This is a genomic window from Marinobacter sp. VGCF2001 (assembly GCF_049943275.1).
GTDB lineage: Bacteria > Pseudomonadota > Gammaproteobacteria > Pseudomonadales > Oleiphilaceae > Marinobacter.
In genome coordinates this window covers 36,955-54,473 of sequence record NZ_JBNFVX010000004.1, presented here as the reverse complement: position 1 = coordinate 54,473, position 17,519 = coordinate 36,955, and the positions used below count along the sequence as shown (strand labels likewise).

22 protein-coding genes and 1 pseudogene are annotated in these 17,519 nt (G+C 55.2%); 6 read left to right on the top strand and 17 right to left on the bottom strand.

What is annotated here, in order from left to right; translation table 11 throughout:
- Window positions 1–72 precede the first annotated feature (72 nt).
- The 6 genes from ACP2AU_RS06890 to ACP2AU_RS06865 form a co-directional block, all read right to left on the bottom strand.
- Window positions 73–381 (bottom strand): hypothetical protein, encoded by a 309-nt coding sequence (locus ACP2AU_RS06890; protein WP_426375380.1) that lies wholly within the window; start codon window positions 379–381, stop codon window positions 73–75.
- A gap of 26 nt (window positions 382–407) precedes the next feature.
- Window positions 408–848, bottom strand: a complete 441-nt coding sequence (gene trxC, locus ACP2AU_RS06885) for a thioredoxin TrxC (RefSeq protein ID WP_426375379.1) — start codon at window positions 846–848, stop codon at window positions 408–410.
- Between the two features lie 70 nt (window positions 849–918).
- On the bottom strand, window positions 919–1,356 hold the full coding sequence (locus ACP2AU_RS06880; RefSeq protein WP_426375378.1) for a DUF4174 domain-containing protein: 438 nt from the start codon (window positions 1,354–1,356) through the stop codon (window positions 919–921).
- 84 nt (window positions 1,357–1,440) lie between these two features.
- Complete coding sequence (locus tag ACP2AU_RS06875) at window positions 1,441–1,770, bottom strand: rhodanese-like domain-containing protein (protein ID WP_426375377.1); 330 nt, start codon at window positions 1,768–1,770, stop codon at window positions 1,441–1,443.
- A 133-nt stretch (window positions 1,771–1,903) separates the two neighbouring features.
- Window positions 1,904–2,362, bottom strand: a complete 459-nt coding sequence (locus ACP2AU_RS06870) for a thiol-disulfide oxidoreductase DCC family protein (protein ID WP_426375376.1) — start codon at window positions 2,360–2,362, stop codon at window positions 1,904–1,906.
- A gap of 180 nt (window positions 2,363–2,542) precedes the next feature.
- A complete protein-coding gene (locus ACP2AU_RS06865) occupies window positions 2,543–2,905 on the bottom strand; it encodes a hypothetical protein (RefSeq protein WP_426375375.1) in 363 nt (120 codons plus the stop codon).
- 186 nt (window positions 2,906–3,091) lie between these two features.
- On the opposite strand from ACP2AU_RS06865, the gene ACP2AU_RS06860 reads away from it, so the two are divergent.
- On the top strand, window positions 3,092–3,379 hold the full coding sequence (locus ACP2AU_RS06860; RefSeq protein WP_426375374.1) for a type II toxin-antitoxin system ParD family antitoxin: 288 nt from the start codon (window positions 3,092–3,094) through the stop codon (window positions 3,377–3,379).
- An 890-nt stretch (window positions 3,380–4,269) separates the two neighbouring features.
- Here ACP2AU_RS06860 and ACP2AU_RS06855 read toward each other — a convergent pair.
- The 5 genes and pseudogenes from ACP2AU_RS06855 to ACP2AU_RS06835 form a co-directional block, all read right to left on the bottom strand.
- A pseudogene (locus ACP2AU_RS06855) lies at window positions 4,270–4,461 on the bottom strand (transposase); the annotation flags it as partial.
- 288 nt (window positions 4,462–4,749) lie between these two features.
- Entirely contained in the window at window positions 4,750–5,109 is a 360-nt protein-coding gene (locus ACP2AU_RS06850) for a YajD family HNH nuclease (protein WP_426375373.1), read from the bottom strand.
- A gap of 1,013 nt (window positions 5,110–6,122) precedes the next feature.
- Window positions 6,123–7,604 (bottom strand): type VI secretion system PAAR protein, encoded by a 1,482-nt coding sequence (locus ACP2AU_RS06845; RefSeq protein WP_426375372.1) that lies wholly within the window; start codon window positions 7,602–7,604, stop codon window positions 6,123–6,125.
- Between the two features lie 110 nt (window positions 7,605–7,714).
- Window positions 7,715–8,026: a helix-turn-helix domain-containing protein gene (locus tag ACP2AU_RS06840; protein WP_426375371.1), complete on the bottom strand. Its 312-nt coding sequence runs from the start codon at window positions 8,024–8,026 to the stop codon at window positions 7,715–7,717.
- A 14-nt stretch (window positions 8,027–8,040) separates the two neighbouring features.
- Window positions 8,041–8,196 (bottom strand): type II toxin-antitoxin system RelE/ParE family toxin, encoded by a 156-nt coding sequence (locus ACP2AU_RS06835; protein WP_426375370.1) that lies wholly within the window; start codon window positions 8,194–8,196, stop codon window positions 8,041–8,043.
- Between the two features lie 273 nt (window positions 8,197–8,469).
- Between ACP2AU_RS06835 and ACP2AU_RS06830 the strand changes: the two genes are divergently transcribed.
- From ACP2AU_RS06830 to ACP2AU_RS06810, 5 genes are all read left to right on the top strand, one after another.
- Window positions 8,470–9,039, top strand: a complete 570-nt coding sequence (locus ACP2AU_RS06830) for a hypothetical protein (RefSeq protein WP_426375369.1) — start codon at window positions 8,470–8,472, stop codon at window positions 9,037–9,039.
- 43 nt (window positions 9,040–9,082) lie between these two features.
- The gene (locus ACP2AU_RS06825) at window positions 9,083–9,265 is read left to right on the top strand and encodes a hypothetical protein (protein ID WP_426375368.1); all 183 of its coding nucleotides are present in this window, start codon (window positions 9,083–9,085) and stop codon (window positions 9,263–9,265) included.
- A gap of 36 nt (window positions 9,266–9,301) precedes the next feature.
- On the top strand, window positions 9,302–10,048 hold the full coding sequence (locus ACP2AU_RS06820; RefSeq protein ID WP_426375367.1) for an NYN domain-containing protein: 747 nt from the start codon (window positions 9,302–9,304) through the stop codon (window positions 10,046–10,048).
- Window positions 10,049–10,127: 79 nt separating this feature from the next.
- Entirely contained in the window at window positions 10,128–10,670 is a 543-nt protein-coding gene (locus ACP2AU_RS06815) for a nucleoside 2-deoxyribosyltransferase (RefSeq protein ID WP_426375366.1), read from the top strand.
- Between the two features lie 213 nt (window positions 10,671–10,883).
- Window positions 10,884–12,056, top strand: a complete 1,173-nt coding sequence (locus ACP2AU_RS06810; protein ID WP_426375365.1) for a DUF4268 domain-containing protein — start codon at window positions 10,884–10,886, stop codon at window positions 12,054–12,056.
- A gap of 75 nt (window positions 12,057–12,131) precedes the next feature.
- Here ACP2AU_RS06810 and ACP2AU_RS06805 read toward each other — a convergent pair whose 3' ends face one another.
- The 6 genes from ACP2AU_RS06805 to ureC form a co-directional block, all read right to left on the bottom strand.
- Window positions 12,132–13,046, bottom strand: coding sequence for a restriction endonuclease (locus ACP2AU_RS06805; protein ID WP_426375364.1), 915 nt, complete (start codon window positions 13,044–13,046; stop codon window positions 12,132–12,134).
- Window positions 13,047–13,225: 179 nt separating this feature from the next.
- Window positions 13,226–13,801: a HupE/UreJ family protein gene (locus tag ACP2AU_RS06800; protein WP_426375363.1), complete on the bottom strand. Its 576-nt coding sequence runs from the start codon at window positions 13,799–13,801 to the stop codon at window positions 13,226–13,228.
- A gap of 43 nt (window positions 13,802–13,844) precedes the next feature.
- A complete protein-coding gene (gene ureG / locus ACP2AU_RS06795; protein ID WP_426375362.1) occupies window positions 13,845–14,483 on the bottom strand; it encodes an urease accessory protein UreG in 639 nt (212 codons plus the stop codon).
- A 25-nt stretch (window positions 14,484–14,508) separates the two neighbouring features.
- Complete coding sequence (locus tag ACP2AU_RS06790) at window positions 14,509–15,210, bottom strand: urease accessory protein UreF (RefSeq protein ID WP_426375483.1); 702 nt, start codon at window positions 15,208–15,210, stop codon at window positions 14,509–14,511.
- On the bottom strand, window positions 15,182–15,715 hold the full coding sequence (ureE, locus tag ACP2AU_RS06785; protein ID WP_426375361.1) for an urease accessory protein UreE: 534 nt from the start codon (window positions 15,713–15,715) through the stop codon (window positions 15,182–15,184). Before ureE ends, ACP2AU_RS06790 begins: the two co-directional genes overlap by 29 nt.
- A 59-nt stretch (window positions 15,716–15,774) precedes the next feature.
- Window positions 15,775–17,478 (bottom strand): urease subunit alpha, encoded by a 1,704-nt coding sequence (gene ureC / locus ACP2AU_RS06780; protein ID WP_426375360.1) that lies wholly within the window; start codon window positions 17,476–17,478, stop codon window positions 15,775–15,777.
- Window positions 17,479–17,519 lie beyond the last annotated feature (41 nt).

The following is a 17,519-nucleotide window of genomic DNA, read 5'->3' as shown; positions in this document are numbered from 1 at the left end:
AAGTGAAATACGTTGAGGGCTTGTCGTCAACAATCACTGTGAGCACGCGGCCGATCAAATGGCCGCTTTGATTCAGGTCTCGCGAACGAGAGGGTACGCCGCCCTCACCTGCCCCATCACAATTCGGGCATCTTCCGGTTTCAGGCCCTGCTTTCTTAACTGCGGCATCACCATCGCGCCCACCTGCTGGCAACGGGAGGGGTCAATGCCGTGCTGTTTGAAGACATCGGCAATGGCCTGCGGCTGGGCCTCCGGATGGGCTTTGAGCAGGTTGCCGATGTCGATGGCGCAGGCCCGCTCTTCTGGGGCTGTGTTTTGTTTGCTGCGCCAGATCAGGAAAGCGGCGATGGCGGCGAAAACAGCAATGATCAGAAACTTCATGGCACGGCCCCTTTATTCCGGTTTTCCTAACGAATACCGTTTGATTGCAGCCACTGGCTGATCTGCGCCTGATTCATGGCGCCACTCTGGCGCGCCACCTCCCGGCCGTCCTGGAACAGAATCAGGGTCGGTATGCTGCGAATCGCAAACTGACCAGCCGGCCCGGGGGCTTGTTCGGTGTTCAGCTTGGCAAAGCGCACTTTCCCTTGCCAGTCCTTCGCAGCCTGCTCGAACTGTGGCGCCATCATTTTGCAGGGGCCACACCAGCTGGCCCAAAAGTCCACGAGCACCGGCACATCACTGCGCCCTGTATGGGCGGCAAAGTTCTGGTCTGTTAATTCAAGAACCTGATCCGGCCACAGCGGCTGTTTGCAGGCGCCACAATTGCCGCCGGAGGACAACTTTTCAGCCGGTACGCGATTCACTTTGTGGCAATGGGGGCACACCAGGTGTCGAATGTCAGTCATGATGGATAGGCCTCTGATTGTCTAACTGTAGGAATAATCAGGGCAGGAGGAGAGAAATCAAGCGGGGCGATCAATCACGCATCTCACGAATACGCATCGGCATGCTGTCAATCCGGCGGAAAATAGCGTTCAGATTGAGAACGGACTCGCGGCTTTTCATACCGCCGTCCTTGCCGATCAACAGAACCCTCTCATCCGAACGGGATTCTTCAAGCAGCGCCTTTACCTCGCTCGCAAGGCTGCCCGAGACAGCCTGCTGATTAGAAACCAGCTCCGACCCGGTATTCACAAACCAGACAATGTCCCGCTCCTCAATGTGAGCCCGGGCGTTCCTGAGCGCTTCAATCTCATCGCCATTCTCACTGACAGCGTGAACCAGAATGAGCCGATTTTTCCACTGGTAGTCGCCTAGAGTGTTCATGTCGGCTCCGTGGGTGGCCAGTGCGAAGAGCGAAAGCAGTGCCGCCAACATGGTTTGCTTTGCGTTGATGACAGAAGTGAACCTCATGTTCTTGTTCCCCTAACCGTTCGCCAGAAGAATCGAGTTTGAGCCTAGCTGATCACGCGAACGGCCGCTGGGAATCTGACACCTTCAGAGATCACGCGCCTCACGAGCCTCGGCTACGCTGCCCATGTTGTTCACGTTGGTGTAGCCGGCGCTCTCCAGAGCAGACTTCGCTTTTCCAGCACGGTTTCCACTTCGGCAATACAGGTTTATCTCCGCATTCTTGTCCGGAAGCCGCTCGGTAACGCGCTCCACAATAACGTTGTGCGGAATGAGAGGGTCTCCATCGATGTGATTGAGCCTGTGCTCGGCTTCCGTTCGGACATCAATCCACACCGACTTCGCCTGGGCGAGCATCGGTGTAAACGCCAGCGTTAACACAACCAGAAAGGCCTTCACTAAAACAAACTCCCGCATAAAAAGCTCCGCGTTCTGGGTTGAGTGATATTTTACGATTAAAGCTCGGGGATAAGTTCACTGCGAATAAGGCTATGCACGAAAACCGGTCCGAGAAAATAAATCCGTCCCGGTTTTCCGGTTTCCAAGCTCCCTACCAAGTCTCTCTTTCCTCCGCGCTTTCCTCAGCTTCAACCTCGGCCTTGCGCGCCTCGATGCTTCTCTGCGTTTCTTTTGAATCCGGCATACGCCCGGTTCGCTCCAGCCGCTCGCTCACCCATTTGTGATACAGCTTCGCCAGTGCTGGCCGAATTACCGGCAAACCAATCAGCCAGACAAGCGGTTTCAGCAGCCAGACCCGCGACATCAACAGGATATAGGCATCCAGTTCCCGGTGGATGTTGCCCTGGCCATCTTCCACATGGAGCTCCTGAAGCGCGGCTTGCGGGTCTATACCACGTTCCTCCAACTCCTCATCACGGCCTGTGATATCCACCCACTCCACCGATTCGCCGGTCCTGCCCGCGAGTCGCTCATAGAGCCTGCGATCCTTGACACAGCTCGGGCAGGCGCCATCGTAGAACACGCGAAGCTGATCGCCTGGTGCCGTCATCGCTATCCCCCTTGTTTGCATCGCATTCGTCTGACTACACGATAAAGCACTGCGTGGCTCCCGTTAACCCTTCGGATCTCAGGCATAACCCGCGAGAGGTTGTACCATCGCCCTGAAATTCCAGGCGCGTTTCAATCATTGTTTGGCTCGTATGCTTTTCGTTCGTGAGTCTCAGATAGCTCATTGCTTATGGATGACGCCGCTATTCAGCCAGCAAACATTAGCACCACACCAAGCCCTTAGAGCACCAGAAATTCGGTCCAGAGACGGCAAACTGCTCTCGCTCTCCGGCTCGTCCTGCCGGGTATCACTAGTAACGGAGGGATACCACATGGGGTTGTCGCCGGCACCCCGTATGAGCCGAGTGCCATAGAAATAGAAGCCCAGCAGTATCGGGGTAACTGGATGAATATTCCAGACGGTCACATCCGGCAAGGTCAGCGCCAGAAGCAGCAGTGCCAGGAGCGCGATCAGCAGTCCGTTCTGCATCATGTTTGGAGCCGAGGCCGCCGCGTGTTCCAGGTTTGCACGACGATAGACCATATCGGCAATAGCCAGGAAAAAGGTCTGTACCGCGCAGCCAACGCGTAAAGCGCCCCAGCATACCGAAATAACCGCATTAATAGATCTGTCCCGGCTTCCCCATAGGTATCACAGTTATCCCACCCCTAGACAGCAAACCCCTGCATTGGCATATTATGCCAATGAAACGCTGACAGGATGACTCTCATGGCGACGAGAAACATAGTACTCACGGACCATCAATCCCAGGTAGTCGATCACCTGGTTGCCTCGGGCCGTTATCAAAATGCGAGTGAGGTACTTCGAGCCGGCCTGAGAATGATCGAAGAAGCGGAGTCACGCTACGTCACGAAAATGGATAACCTCAGGGCCGCCATCGATGCGGGCCAGGAAGACCTCGAGGCTGGCAGAACCAGGACATTCACCGGTGACGAGTTTGCTACGTACCTTTCTGAACGTGCAGAGCAAGCCATCAGGAAAAAACGGAATAGCTGATTACGATGAAAGGCAAACCCTAGCACCGTCTCTTTTATCTTAGGATGGAAGAAGGTACGCACAATCGGTCCGTTGTCATTCTTCGGATTTTGCACCAAAGGATGGATCCTGAGGCGCACCTCTGACCACCAAACTATCTGATTGCTGGTTCTCTATGGATTAAATAAGTCTGTCCTGGTTTTCGGCGGTTATGGCCGCGTTGGACAATATGATGGGGAAAACCGGGCACAATCACCCTGGCCTGTCTTGGCATCAAGCTTCTCCTCGCTTTTGAAGCACAGAATCCTTTCTGGGCTGGACGCCGATCTTAACCGAAGCACGATGATCGAGGAAACATTCGACGCCGCCCCCTACGATGCGCTCCAATAGCCCATTAACCAACAACCCGAGCCGAGCCCTATGGCAAAAATCAAAAAGCAACAACCGTCACCGCAAACCCAGGAGGAAGCCTTGGCCATGGCAAAGGCGACTCAGCGGCCCCGGCAAATGCATATTCCGGCCCATCATGAACACCCATTCCGGACGAACGTGAACACCAATTCTGGTTTAACGTGAACAGCCATTCTGGCTGTAGGTGAACACTTTTCCGGATTTTCCGGAATCGGTGTTCACGATGCCGGAATCAGTGTTCACATTCCCGGAAACGGTGTTCACGTTCAACCTGAATCCTTCTTAACGCATTGTTTATTCAACCGTTTGCTACTCTGATTCCTTTTTCTGGGGAGCGGAGTTGTGCCAGCAAAGAGAATTCCAATGCGTAAAATCAGAGAGGTGCTTCGCCTAAGGCTGGAAGCCGGGCTCTCGATCCGGCAGATCAGTGCCAGCACCAAGACCAGTGTCGCCGGGTTGCTCGATGCTGAGGTTGCCGCCGGCAGTTTGACCGGTACAAATCCCGGTGTTTTAGCCGCTCGCTGCGCTTCACTCATCCAGCGCCGGACCATGTTGGCGTTGAGACCGTTATCCAGCGAAATCCGGGAAACAGAGGCACCGGGTTCCAGGCATTTGGCGACAATCTCGGCTTTGAATTCGCGGGAAAAACGGCGACGGCGTTGGTAGGGCTTGGTTACGCTTAATTCGTTCATGTTAAGTGTCCACTAGAAAATAAGTGGACACTATCCTGACGATGGCAGCGCCTGACTCAAGATGGGATCACCGGACGTTTACACCGAAAGCGCGGCACAAAACCCTGCAAAACCCGAGATCCGCTACCGAACCCCATGGCTACCATGGGCGCTGCTACTGCTCACCTGGGCTGGAATCGGTCTATATATACTGGGCTTGGGGGGCTAAACGAATCAATGGCGGCCAGGTTCATGCTGGCGTCTTCGCGGATTTCAAAAAAATATATCTGTCCCGGTTTTATGTCCGAGCTACTTCTTCTGATCCATCTTTTCCTTTAAATCTGCGAAGGGATTATGGGTTGCCGGGGCTTGATTGCTTTCTTTTCTACTGCCATAACGCACGAGATTTTCGAATTTCGAGTGCTCCTCATCGTGGCAATAAAGACACAATAGCTCCCAATTACTGCCGTCCGACGGATTGTTATCGTGGTTATGGTCAACATGATGCACAGTCAACTCCGATAGATTCTTGCCAGCAAACTCCCGCGCACAGCGGCCACAAATATGGGGAAAGAGTTTCAGCGCCTGCTCTCGATAGCCGGAAGCTCGCTTAGCGTTGTATTTCAGCTGTTCAGCCCGAACTTGGTCGAAAGTGGGTTTTTTATTCATAGCGGAACCTGAGTCCTTATCGTTTCCTTACAGCTAAGTTAAAGCTGTGGCGCGCCGTGATCGCCAACGAGTGGTGTCACCACCAGCGACTGGTTAGGTCTTATTATCTCCTTTATTAAATTTTTTGTCGTTAAGGGGAAAATAGATCTGTCCCGGTTTTCATGTCCCGGTTTTCACAGAGCGGTCACGACCTGCCAGTCAAAAGCCATAACAACAAGCCAGCAACCCCGAAAAGAAGCACTGCAAAATGGACAGCCAGGTTCCTCCGGATAGTGGGGGCGGGCTTAGCGGTGAAACTGAAATAATCCTCACCAAACAGCCCAACACCGAAGCGCTCACAGTAGTTTTTCGAGTAAGAGACCCGGAGCTCAGACGGCTCAAACCTTTTCCGACAGCTGTGACAACTGGGCTTAATCACTTCAGGCTCCGATTTTTCTGATGGTTGAAATAATCGGGTCAAAAGGCAAGAAATCAAGCGGCGAGCCAAACCCTCACTTCCACGAGAAAGCCTCCGCGTTCACCTCCGCCAAGATCGGGCGCATCCTGGAGTTAAAGCCTGAACGAGCCCGGAGCCAGGGAACGCATCATCGAGAACGCCGACGACTTTTTCGTGGCTTAGAGACCAAAGACTCTTTTATAAAAACAGGCCAGTTATCAGAAGCACGACAAAACATCCGTATAGACCTAAAGGAGGCAATAGCCCCCATAACTTAAGCTGAAGCGACAAGTGAGTGGACACATCACCAATCTGAGCAGCAGATCGGTTTAACCGGCTCGAGGGTGTGGACCGAAGCACCAGAAACGTAAACACGTAGCTGCTTCTCATCAAGCGACCCAAAGGATCGTTACCCCAGATCCTTCTGTTTTCCGGTGCGGAGGTGCCAGATCGTGAGATTTTTTCCTCGATTACCATCACTCTGGAAAATGCGAGCGTGAGGATCACCAATAATGAGACCAAACCCAGAACAATGGCCCCTGCACCGACGAATGCCGCAATGATCTGAAGAGAGTCATTACTCATTCGTCACCTCGTAGATAACTTCACCGATATCTTCACCAGTGCTCCCTCCAGCTGCCCCTCCTGCGAAACCACCAACGCCAGCCATAATTATCCCGCAAGCAACTCCGCCCAAACCTCCTGAACCGAGGCCAATTACCCCGCACACAAATGGTCCAGCGAAAGCACCCGCACCTCCACCGACTGCAGAGCCCGACAGGCGCCCTCCTTCAGTATATTTTACACGTCTGCATTCGCTGGCCCGCCCGTTCGTGCACGCCGCATGAATTTTCATTCCCGATGCAGCAACGTCTAGCCCAACTGATAGATAGCCAACGCCCTTTGCATACTTGGCACCAGAAGCAAGTCTATCGTAATTCGTGGCGTAACCTGGTATCTCACCCACCCCGGCAGTCTTCCAATGGTGCACGACGCTCTTCGAAGACAGCCCCAATGCCCGCTTCAGCTTCGCATCATCCTCCAGTGACATGCCCTTACGCGCCAGACTGCCCAAAGCAAAGTCCAGTTTTTTGAAAAGTGCCCGCCGCTTTTCAAAGAACTCCGAATGATTCAGGTGACCATGTTTGCGGTAACTGTCCTGATGGAGTCGCTCCACCTCCACCAATGTCGTCTTGACGCTATCCATCTGTTTACCAACCATGACCGCCCCAGCCCCAAGACCCGCCGAACCTGCCGAGGTAATAGCCTCCAGGAGATCGTAATACTTGACGATAAACTGCGCCTCGTCCTGATCCAGCGCCCGTACCTGGGCATTTACCTGTGCCGCCACCTCCATCAGATCAGCTTCTTCCCGAGTGCACTCCATGCCCTCCGGGTCACCCAGCACAACCATCTCACCGGGCAGCACCTCATCACCAACACCTGGATTCAAACGCTCAAAACTATCTGGTTTGGCAGAAGCATCGCCGTAGAGAACAGCCAACAACGCAGTTTTGCTCAAGGGGCTTTGAACCACATGAAAGCCCGGCTCCACGGTGGCTTCCTTTACTTGCTCCATCGAGCCCTGGCCAGACACATCAGATAAAACCGACGCGCCTGCGTTTGCGCTACTCGCTCCATGAGCCAGCCCGTTGGAACCTGGAGATTTTACAGACCCACCATCAGCACGCCGTGCAATGGGACCTTCCGTCTGCCGAACAGCCTTTGCTGGAGCCGCTGAAATACCGGAAAATGGCGCAGGCGTGAATGTATCACCAATAACAACGCTACCGCTGCCAATCGTGACGCCTCCACACGAAATCGCACTGCCGGTTACCGCTGCGGGAATACCATTGATCAGCACGGTTGCCGAACCAGCGGCTATAACTCGCGGATGGGGAGGGTGCTTGGGTTTGGAGTGTGGTGCGAGAGGGTCGCCAACACGGGCAACAGGCTTGCCATCAATCAGCACATTGGGGGAGCCGGCAGTTACCGGAGTGGGCGGAAACCCCTGGTGGTCTGTTCCAATGTCACCCAACAGCACAACTTTCTTGCTCATTCCTTTGCTCCTTCTGTCCTTGAAGAATCATCCATTTTTTTCAGGGGCGCCGTCACTGGCACTCAACGCGGTAATGCTGGACATAGATACCGTAATACTCAAGACTCTATTCAGGCAGCCCGAGGAGAGCCATTATCCCCATCGGACTCCAGAGTCCATCTCATCCCCAAAACGCGCCCAGCTTTAACAAGCGTTGTGATCGTTACACCGGTATCCTTCTCATCAAGAAGGCGGTTAACCACCGTTCGACTGGTATGCATTTTCTGGGCAAGCTGAGACTTGTTCACACCGGCCTGCCCCATTGCCTGCTGAACCTGCCAGACGATTACCCGCTTCAGCGCTTCAGCTTCTATTTGCTCAAGTGTGCCGTCAGCTTCAAGCAGATCATCGAGAGAGCTGCCAACGTGTTTGTGCTGCGCCATTTTCTTTCTCCCATTCAGACAAGATTCTTCTTTCGATCTCTCGCCTTTGCCAACTCTTGATCCGGCGTTCTCTGAGTCTTTTTGATAAAGCCGTTCAGCAACCACTCCTTGACCGGCACTCGACCACTGTCGCTTCTGTAAAATACGACGTTCACCGTTTTCCTTGTCATACAACCCCTTTTCTTGGAGCAAACCAAGTGTACTTAATTAGGTACACTCATGCCAGGCTTCTACTAATTCATCACCTATCCTCAAGCGACCCACTCCTGAAGGTTTGCCAGGTAGTACTCGAAATCACGGCGTTCGACGAACACCGGTTGGCAGTTATGGCCGCGTTGGACACTATGATGGGGAAAACCGGGCACAATCAACCCTTTCCATCGGCATATTCAAACAGTAGTCTTTCACCCAAAGGACTGAAACCTCTCCAAAGGAACCGGACCATGAAGCGATTCGGAAAAACCACGTTGGCTTTGCTGCTATGCTTGTCCGCTTCGGCCTGCGCCTCTTCTAAACTCAACGTGCATGACTCTGTGGAACCACAGACAGAGACAGCCGGCGTTGTTATCAGCCGCACAGCGCATCCTATTAAGCTCCCCCTTAAATCACTGGCCGGCGCGACCTTTATCGGCAGTGATGGCGAGCTCATTCTGTACAACAAACTTAAAGGTCTTTTTGCCACAGTGGTTACATCCGATGACTGGAGCAACCCCAACATTCGAATGAACCAGGCCCCCGGCTACATCTTCAATCGAGACCTCAGCGCAGTTCAAACCCCTGAGTTTCGGCGGGAGCTCGAAGGCATCATTGCGATGACATTGGAACCGACCACAGAGAAGGAAACCAGCGTGGTAACCGTGGGCGAGATCACCGCCTATATCGCATTCAATCCGAAAAAGACCATTATCATGCTCACCTCACCGGATAAGCCGGAGCTGTTTACTCAACTGGTGCTGGACAACTTCAGTTGGGAAGAAATTGAACACGAAATCCTGAAAGGAATCGGGGGGTAGTCATATGCTAACCAGGGAAGAGCTCATCAAATGCAACGTCCGCATGAAAGAACTGGTGACAGGGCTTACCATGGGCATCTCGGTTTTTACTCGCGGCTGGCTAAAACAGTCACTGGAGAAAATTGCCAAGGCCCTGCGTGACAGGCAGCTGGAATTCGACGGAATGGCATGCCGCAACCAGGTGACCATCAATTTCCGAATGGAAGTTTACCGCTCTGCCCTATAGGCCTGTTTTATCCGAGACAAGGAAAGCCCAACCACAATGAACAACAACTACAAAATTGCGCTCCTGATCGACTGCGACAACGTCAGCCATCAGTCCATTGAGGGCGTGCTCCAGGAACTTGCCAAATACGGCGCGGTGAATGTGCGCCATGCCCACGGAAACTGGAACGGCCCCCAGCTGAGTGGCTGGATTGAAAAACTGCACGCCAACGCCATCCGGCCGGTTCAGCAGTTTGCCTACACCACCGGCAAGAACGCGACCGATGCGTCAATGATCATTGACGCCATGGACCTGCTCTATAGCGGGAACGTCGATGCCTTCGCTCTCATGACCAGCGATTCCGACTTTACGCCCTTGGTCATGCGAATTCTTGAGGCCGGGCTGCCCGTCTTTGGCTTCGGCGAACGCAAAACCCCTACGCCCTTCGTAAACGCCTGCTCGCAATTCATCTACACAGAGAACCTGCGAGAAGACACTGAGGAATCGGATAGCATCAACAACGGCGGTACGCCAAAACCAACCGTTGAAACCAAGTGGGGCCGGAACAAACTGAGGGGCGACACTGTTCTGGTACGAACTCTGCGAACAGCGGTGGAACAGACTGCTGACGACGATGGTTGGGCCCATCTAGGAAAAGTTGGCCAGTATATTTCCAATAACAGCTCTTTCTCTCCGGTCAACTACGGGTACAAGAAACTGAGCGATCTTATTCGGGCCAGTGAACTCTTCGAGATGAGTGTGCGGGATAAAAACGTTTTCTATATCAGGAGCCCGGAAAAATAGAGCTGTCCCGGTTTTTCATTTCTGCTACCTCGAAAATACTGGTGTTATCCTGCAATTTCACCAGCTCTATGAGGCACCCATGACGAAGCCAAAACGAATCTACCTCGCCGGCCCGGAAGTATTCTTCCCCGCCGCTGAACATCAGGCCATCGTGGCCGAGAAAAAACGCCTGCTTCAGGAATACAGGCTGGAGGGCGTGGACCCGCTGGATACTGAACTGGCACTGTCCGCCAACGAGGCGAAATTCAGGCGCGGGCACCGGATCTACCAGGCCAACCGGGAACTGATGGACAGCTGCGAGACCATCATCGCCAACCTGACCCCCTTCCGCGGCATCAGCGCAGACCCTGGCACCGTCTTTGAGGTGGGTTATATGATCGGACAGGGTAAACCCGCCTTCGGCTTTACCCTCGAAAGCCGATATTACCGGGAACGAGTGGGCGCAGCCGACCTGGACGATCTGGGCCATGCCATTGAGGACTTTGAAATGAGCGACAACCTGATGATCGAGGGCGGAATCTACAGTTCCGGCGGCCAGCTTTTTGTGGCAGAGCAGCCCGGCGAGCACCGGTACTTTTCGGCCGAGCTGTTCCGCCGTTGCGTGAGGGCGATCAGAAAATAAATCTGTCCCGGTTTTCCCGGGGATAAGTCTTTTGTTTACTCCGCCAGATTAGGAAAGGCGGTGATGGTGAACGGCCCAATGATCAGAAACGCCATGGCAAAGAACCGGTATTTCTCGCAGTAGCAAGCAGAGTACTTCCGAATCTCTAATCTTTTAAGTACCTTACCGGAGGACTAGGATAGCAGGCGGAATCAATCAAAAAGGATAAGAACCTTGCGGGCTACCCCCTTTCTCATCGACGGTAATTCCGAAACCCGGCCGCTTCTCCGACTGGCATTCAGTGAAGGCTTTTCAGAACAGTGGCTGCAGGAACAGCTGTTCAGGAATCCACAAAGCCTCCCCTTTGGCGAGATTAATCCCGGATATCGAGAAGTCGTCCCCCTGTGCATGGAAATGAATACCGCCGCAGGTCCCATCGATATCGTCTACGTAACTCCACAGGGAAAATTAGTCATTGTTGAAACCAAACTCTGGAGAAACCCGGAAGCCAGAAGAAAAGTCATCGGCCAGATTCTGGACTACGCAAAGGAGCTTCAGAACTGGAGCTACTCTGATCTGCAACGGGAAGTCTCGCGCAGGACTGGAGAAAAAGGAAACGTCCCGTATGCGTTAGTCCAAAACCATTATCCAAACACCGACGAAGCCGAATTCGTTGATGGCATCAGTAACTCACTGGCACAGGGCGACTTCATGCTGGTGATAGCGGGCGATGGGATCAGAAGCGACACCCAGGCAATGATCCAGTATCTCGACAACACTGCGAACATGAAGTTTACGCTAGCAGTGATCGAAACCGCGGTTTATCAAACGGAAGAGCAAGACCTGACCTTCATACAACCTCGGACGCTATTCCAAACCAAAGAGATCCAGCGAACGGTATACATTACTGACTTTGGCGACACCCTATCACCGGTAGATAATCGAAGCACCAGCCAACCATCGTCGTTAATGACTCAATACCATCAGTTTTGGAAAGCATTTATTGACGATCTCAGGCTCGACGATCCCGACCAACCAATGGCCAACCCGATAGCAAGAGGCAACATCTTTTTCCCTATGCCGCCATCCTCAACGACAGCCTGGATAACGCTCTATTTCTATAAGGCCAAGTCTGAAATCGGTTGCTTCTTACGCCTGACCAGTTCGGAAGAAGGGCTGTCGCTCTACCAGGACTTGAAAGAGTATGCAGAGGCTATCAATAGCGAACTGCCGTTGACGGTTGAATGGGATGACAAAAACTGCCGCATAATCACCCATCGACGAATTGAGGGAGATTGGCCGCCGGTATCTGACCCGGGCGTAAAAGTATTTTTTTCCGAAACGCTGAATGCGTTCGTTAATGCGTTCCGGCCACGTTTGGAAAGATTAAACGCAAGCGCAGACTAAGCCAAGACAAATAGTCACCCGTTACAAATTAAACAAGTAGCTGCCTGGAGCTTTCGATGTCAAACAGAATTCCGACTACTCCTCAAAGTAGTCAGAATCCAACCTTTTGACTTCATAAGTTGCAACTTTAGTAACCCCAACGCCGGCATCAATCATCAATCCCGCCAATTGCTCGCCATCAATCAGGACAATGCGCGTATCAATGAAAGATGCATAGTTGATTGCCTCCACGCTGAAGTTAGAAGTTGTAAGAAAAATTCCCTTTTTCGCTCTCTGGCCTTGGAGCGCGCCGGCAAATTTCTGAATTTCTGGGCGGCCCACAGTGCCCTCCCAACGTTTGGCCTGCAGGTAGATAACATCCAGCCCAAGTCGATCTTCTTTGATAACGCCATCGATGCCGCCATCGCCGGACTTGCCAAGAGTCTGGCCAGCATCTTTTCTTGATCCGCCATATCCCATTGAAACAAGGAGCTCTACAACAAGGCGCTCAAAAAAATCAGGTGAGGCAGTTTTGATTCTCGAAATCAGCTCTTCCTCAAGCTCCTCACGAACCTTTTGATACCCGAACTCAATGTGCTCTGAAGGTGTAAGGCTGTCAGTTTCAGCAGTTTCTGAAGCGACCGCCGATGTTTGAGACTTAATTTGCTTAGAGCCTGTCTGAAATTCTTTGTACTCGTCGAATTGGCGCAGGTAAGCCATATTTATAGGAAGGTCTTGCGACAACGCATCGCGCCCACGCTGGGTTATACGGTACTTTGCCCGGCTTGGGGCCTCGATCAGACCAGCTCCCTTCAGGTGAGTTTTAGCCCAGCCAATCCTGTTATCAAATAGCCGAGCGTAACCACTGGGTAACATTTCGGCCAACTCGTCTTGAGTCAGTTCAAAGTGTAGAGCCAGATATTCGTTCGTTTCACAATTTCGGTGAATCTCACCATCTGCCAGATGCTCCAGCAAAGGCCGCATAATTGATTGGAAGTCTGGAATGGCCAATTTGATTTCCTAAGTCATATATTATTGATGGTAAATGATAATTTCGCATCCCAAGCCTACACACTAAACTGATTTTCAGGAAACTTCCCATGCCGTTAAGGTCAAAATTTGTAAACCAGATACTGAAAAAGCCGCGCGGTGTCCCGGGCGGCTTTCTGCATTTATGAGGGGCGATCGAATCAAGCGGCGGACAGGTAAGCTCCCGCCACAGCCAGCACACCTCCAATCCCCCGACTAAACCGGCTATCCGCCTTCAACATCAAGCTACCCAGCCCACGCCCAACCAGCGTGATAGCCAGCGTGGCGATGGAGAAACCTGCCAGGTAAGCCGCCAGCGTGGCGCCTTCCGGCATTTCCGCCCCATGAGCAAAACCGTGAAACAGCATGAACGCACCAACCAAGGTGCCGCCCACAGCGGTGGGCAGTTTTGCCAGCGTGGCAATCAGGATGCCCGCAACCAGTACCGAGAAGGTGATGCCGGTTTCCACGCCCGGCAGGCTCAGGCCGCCCCAGGCCAAGGCGGCGCCAAATACCATGCCGCCGATAACGAAGGCGGGGGTGGCGTTTTTCATGAGTTTGCTCTGGCGCACGCTCCAGAAGCCGATGGCGGCCATGGCCAGCAGGTGGTCCAGGCCCAGCATCGGGTGCAGCAGGCCGCTGGTGAAGCCGCCGTCGGTGTGGCCGGGGTGGGCCATGGCGGTGGCGGAGGCGGTCAGCAGCGCGGCGGTGGCGAGAAGTTTTGACGTCAGTTTCATGGTGTTGCTCCGGGTGGTTCTAAGATCGTGTTGGTTCGGTGGTTCAGGCTTCTTTGGCCAGTTTTTCGGGGCGCCTTTCCGGCAGCATTCCGCGCTCGAGGATGAAGCTGATGATGGTATCCAGCCCTACCCCGTCGTACAGGTTGGTGAACACGAAGGGGCGTTCGCCGCGCATCTTCTTGCTGTCCCGCTCCATCACGTCCAGGGAGGCGTGTACCTGTTCGGCAATGTCGATTTTGTTGATGATCAGCAAATCGGATTTGGTGATGCCGGGGCCGCCTTTGCGGGGGATCTTGTCGCCAGCGGAGACGTCAATCACGTACAGGGTGAGGTCGCTCAGTTCCGGGCTGAAGGTGGCGGAGAGGTTGTCGCCGCCGGATTCCACCAGCACCAGCTCCAGGCCCGGATGGCGGTTTTGCAGGTCGTCTATGGCTGCCAGGTTCATGGAGGCGTCTTCGCGGATGGCCGTGTGCGGACAGCCGCCGGTTTCCACGCCCAGAATGCGGTCTGCTTCGAGCGCTTCGTGGCGCAGCAGGAAGTCGGCATCTTCGCGGGTGTAGATGTCGTTGGTGACCACGGCGATGTTGTAGTGGTCCCGCAGGGCGCTGCATAGCTGGCGCAGCAAGGCGGTTTTGCCAGACCCGACCGGGCCGCCAACGCCTACTCTCAGACAATGTGTCATGGCTGTATCTCCTTGATGTTGTTAATCAGCTTCTGAAAAGCCGTGAATACTGGGTTTCATGCAGGGCACTGCCGAGCGCGAGGCCCGGCAGTATGGGCCCGAGTTCGTGGTCTTGCCGGGCCAGCGCAACGTCTACCGCGCCCGCCAGTTGGGGCCGTAGCTGTTCGATAATCCGTTGGGCGGCGGTATGGCCCAGGGGCAAAGCTTTGCAGGCCACCGCCAACTGGTTTTCCAGCCAGGCCCAGGCAAAGCCCAGCAGTGCCTGGCGCGCAGGCACACACCGTTTATGGGCCACCCAGGCAAACAGGGTGATGTAGCCGGGCTCGGCCGGAATCAGGGTTTGCTCCGGCAACAGGTTAAGGTTGCCCAGCAGGGTTTTCAGGGCACCGCCCAGGCGGGTGTCTTCGTCGCTCAGTTCGGCGGTTTCCCGGGTGGCGTGCAGCCACTGGTTCCAGTGCGCGATGGTGGCGCCGTCGTCGCTCGCCCAGGCGCTTTGCAACCGGGCCAGCAACGGCAGTTCACATCGACTCAGGCCGTCTTCCAGCACACCCTCAATCCACTGGGCAAGCTCCGCTTCGTTGTTCACCCAGCCCAGCTCAAAGGCGCTTTCCAGGCCCTGGGACCAGGCAAAAGCACCAATGGGCAACGCCGGGCTAACCAGCTGCATCAGCCCCAGCAGGGCCAGGTCGCCGCCGGGTTCAGTGCGCGTGTTTGTGGCTGTGGCCATGGCGGTGCCCGTGGTCGTGATTGTGGGAATGGTCATGGCTATGACCGTGCGAATGACTTTGGCCAGCCTGGTTGTAGGCGCCGGGTTCCGGGTCGAAGGTGGCGGTGTGGTGCACCACGTTGGCGCCCAGGCGTTCGGCCAGTTCTTCCAGTACGTGGTCGGGCGGAAAGCGTACGAAGGCGCCCTGCTCGCCTTCCCCGATCGCCAGGGAAACGTGCCGGTTACCCAGGTGGTAGCACAAGCGGGCCAGGGGCAAGCCGGCCTCTATGCGGGCCGTTACCACCGGTTCGTCGGCGGCGCGAATGCGGATGATCTCGCCGGATTTCGCTTCCAGCAGGTCGCCGTCTCTCAGCACCGGGCCTCGGTCCAGAAACAGGCCCACGTCCAGGTTGGTTTCGGTGGTTGCCCGCAGCCGGCCGCGAATGCGCAGTTCGTAGGGCAGCACCAGGTTGTCGTGGATTTCGCTGGCATCTACGTGGGTGATGCGTTTTATCAGTTCCAACATCCGTTCGTTCCTCTCACAACAGCCCTGAGCTATTCCTTGAAAGCCTTGGGCTGTACTGATTAAAAAAGGTGATAGCGCTGGGCCAGGGGCAGCTCCATGGCCGGCTCGCAGGTGAGCAGTTCGCCGTCGGCGTGCACTTCGTAGGTTTGCGGGTCTACGGTAATGTGCGGGCAGGCGTCGTTCAGTTTCATGTGCTGCTTGCGCACGCTCCGCACGCCTTTGCAGGCGGACAACGGGCTGTCTAGCCCCAACTCTCCACCAATATTGGCATCCAGCGCGGCCTGGCTGACGAAGGTCAGGCGGGTGGCACTGGCGGCTTTGCCAAAGGCGCCGAACATGGGGCGGTAGTGCACCGGCTGCGGCGTGGGGATAGAGGCATTCGGGTCGCCCATGGGGGCGGCGGCAATCATCCCGCCCTTGAGGATGCTGGCAGGCTTCACGCCGAAGAATGCCGGGCTCCACAGCACCAGGTCTGCCAGTTTGCCCACTTCCACCGAGCCCACATCATGGGCAATGCCGTGGGTGATGGCGGAGTTGATGGTGTACTTGGCGATGTAGCGTTTGGCGCGGAAATTGTCCGCGCCGCGTTCCTGGTCTTCCGGCAGCAGGCCGCGCTGCACTTTCATCTTGTGGGCGGTTTGCCAGGTACGGCAGATTACCTCGCCCACCCGGCCCATGGCCTGGGAATCCGAGGAGATCATGGAGATCACGCCCATGTCGTGCAGGATGTCTTCCGCCGCGATGGTTTCCCGGCGGATCCGGGAATCGGCAAAGGCCACGTCTTCCGGGATGTTCGGGTCCAGGTGGTGGCACACCATCAGCATATCGAGGTGTTCGTCCACGGTGTTCACGGTGTAGGGCCGGGTCGGGTTGGTGGACGACGGCAATACATAGTCTTTGGAGCAAGCGGTGATGATGTCCGGGGCGTGGCCGCCGCCGGCACCTTCGGTGTGGAAGGTGTGGATGCAACGGCCTTTGAACGCAGCCAGGGTGTCTTCCACAAAGCCGGATTCGTTAAGGGTGTCGGTGTGGATGGCCACCTGGATGTCGTACTGGTCGGCCACGGTCAGGCAGTTGTCGATGCTGGCCGGGGCGGTGCCCCAGTCTTCGTGCAGTTTGAGGCCGATCACGCCGGCTTTTACCTGCAGCTCCAGCGCTTCCGGCAGGCTGGCGTTGCCCTTGCCCAGAAAGCCGATGTTCATGGGCAGGCTGTCCACGGCCTGCAGCATCTTGCCGATGTGCCAGGGGCCGGGCGTGCAGGTGGTGGCGTTGGTGCCGGTGGCCGGGCCGGTGCCACCGCCGAGCATGGTGGTCACGCCGCTCATCAAGGCTTCTTCCACCTGCTGGGGGCAGATGAAGTGGATGTGAGGGTCGATGCCGCCGGCGGTGAGGATCTTGCCTTCGCCGGCAATGATTTCAGTGCCGGGGCCGATGACGATGGTCACGTCTGGCTGGGTGTCCGGGTTGCCGGCTTTGCCAATGGCGGCGATGCGGCCTTTCTGGATGCCTACGTCGGCTTTGACGATGCCCCACCAGTCGAGGATGAGGGCGTTGGTTATCACGGTGTCCATCACGGCGTCGTCGCAGCGCTGGCTCTGGCCCATGCCGTCGCGGATGACTTTGCCGCCGCCGAATTTTACTTCGTCGCCGTAGTGGGTGTGGTCTTCTTCCACTTCAATCCACAGTTCGGTGTCGCCCAGGCGGACCCGGTCGCCGACTGTGGGGCCGTACATGTCGGCGTAGGCTTGTCTGCTGATTTTCATCTTATTCCTCGTTGTAACTTGGGTGCTGGGGCCGGTCGGGT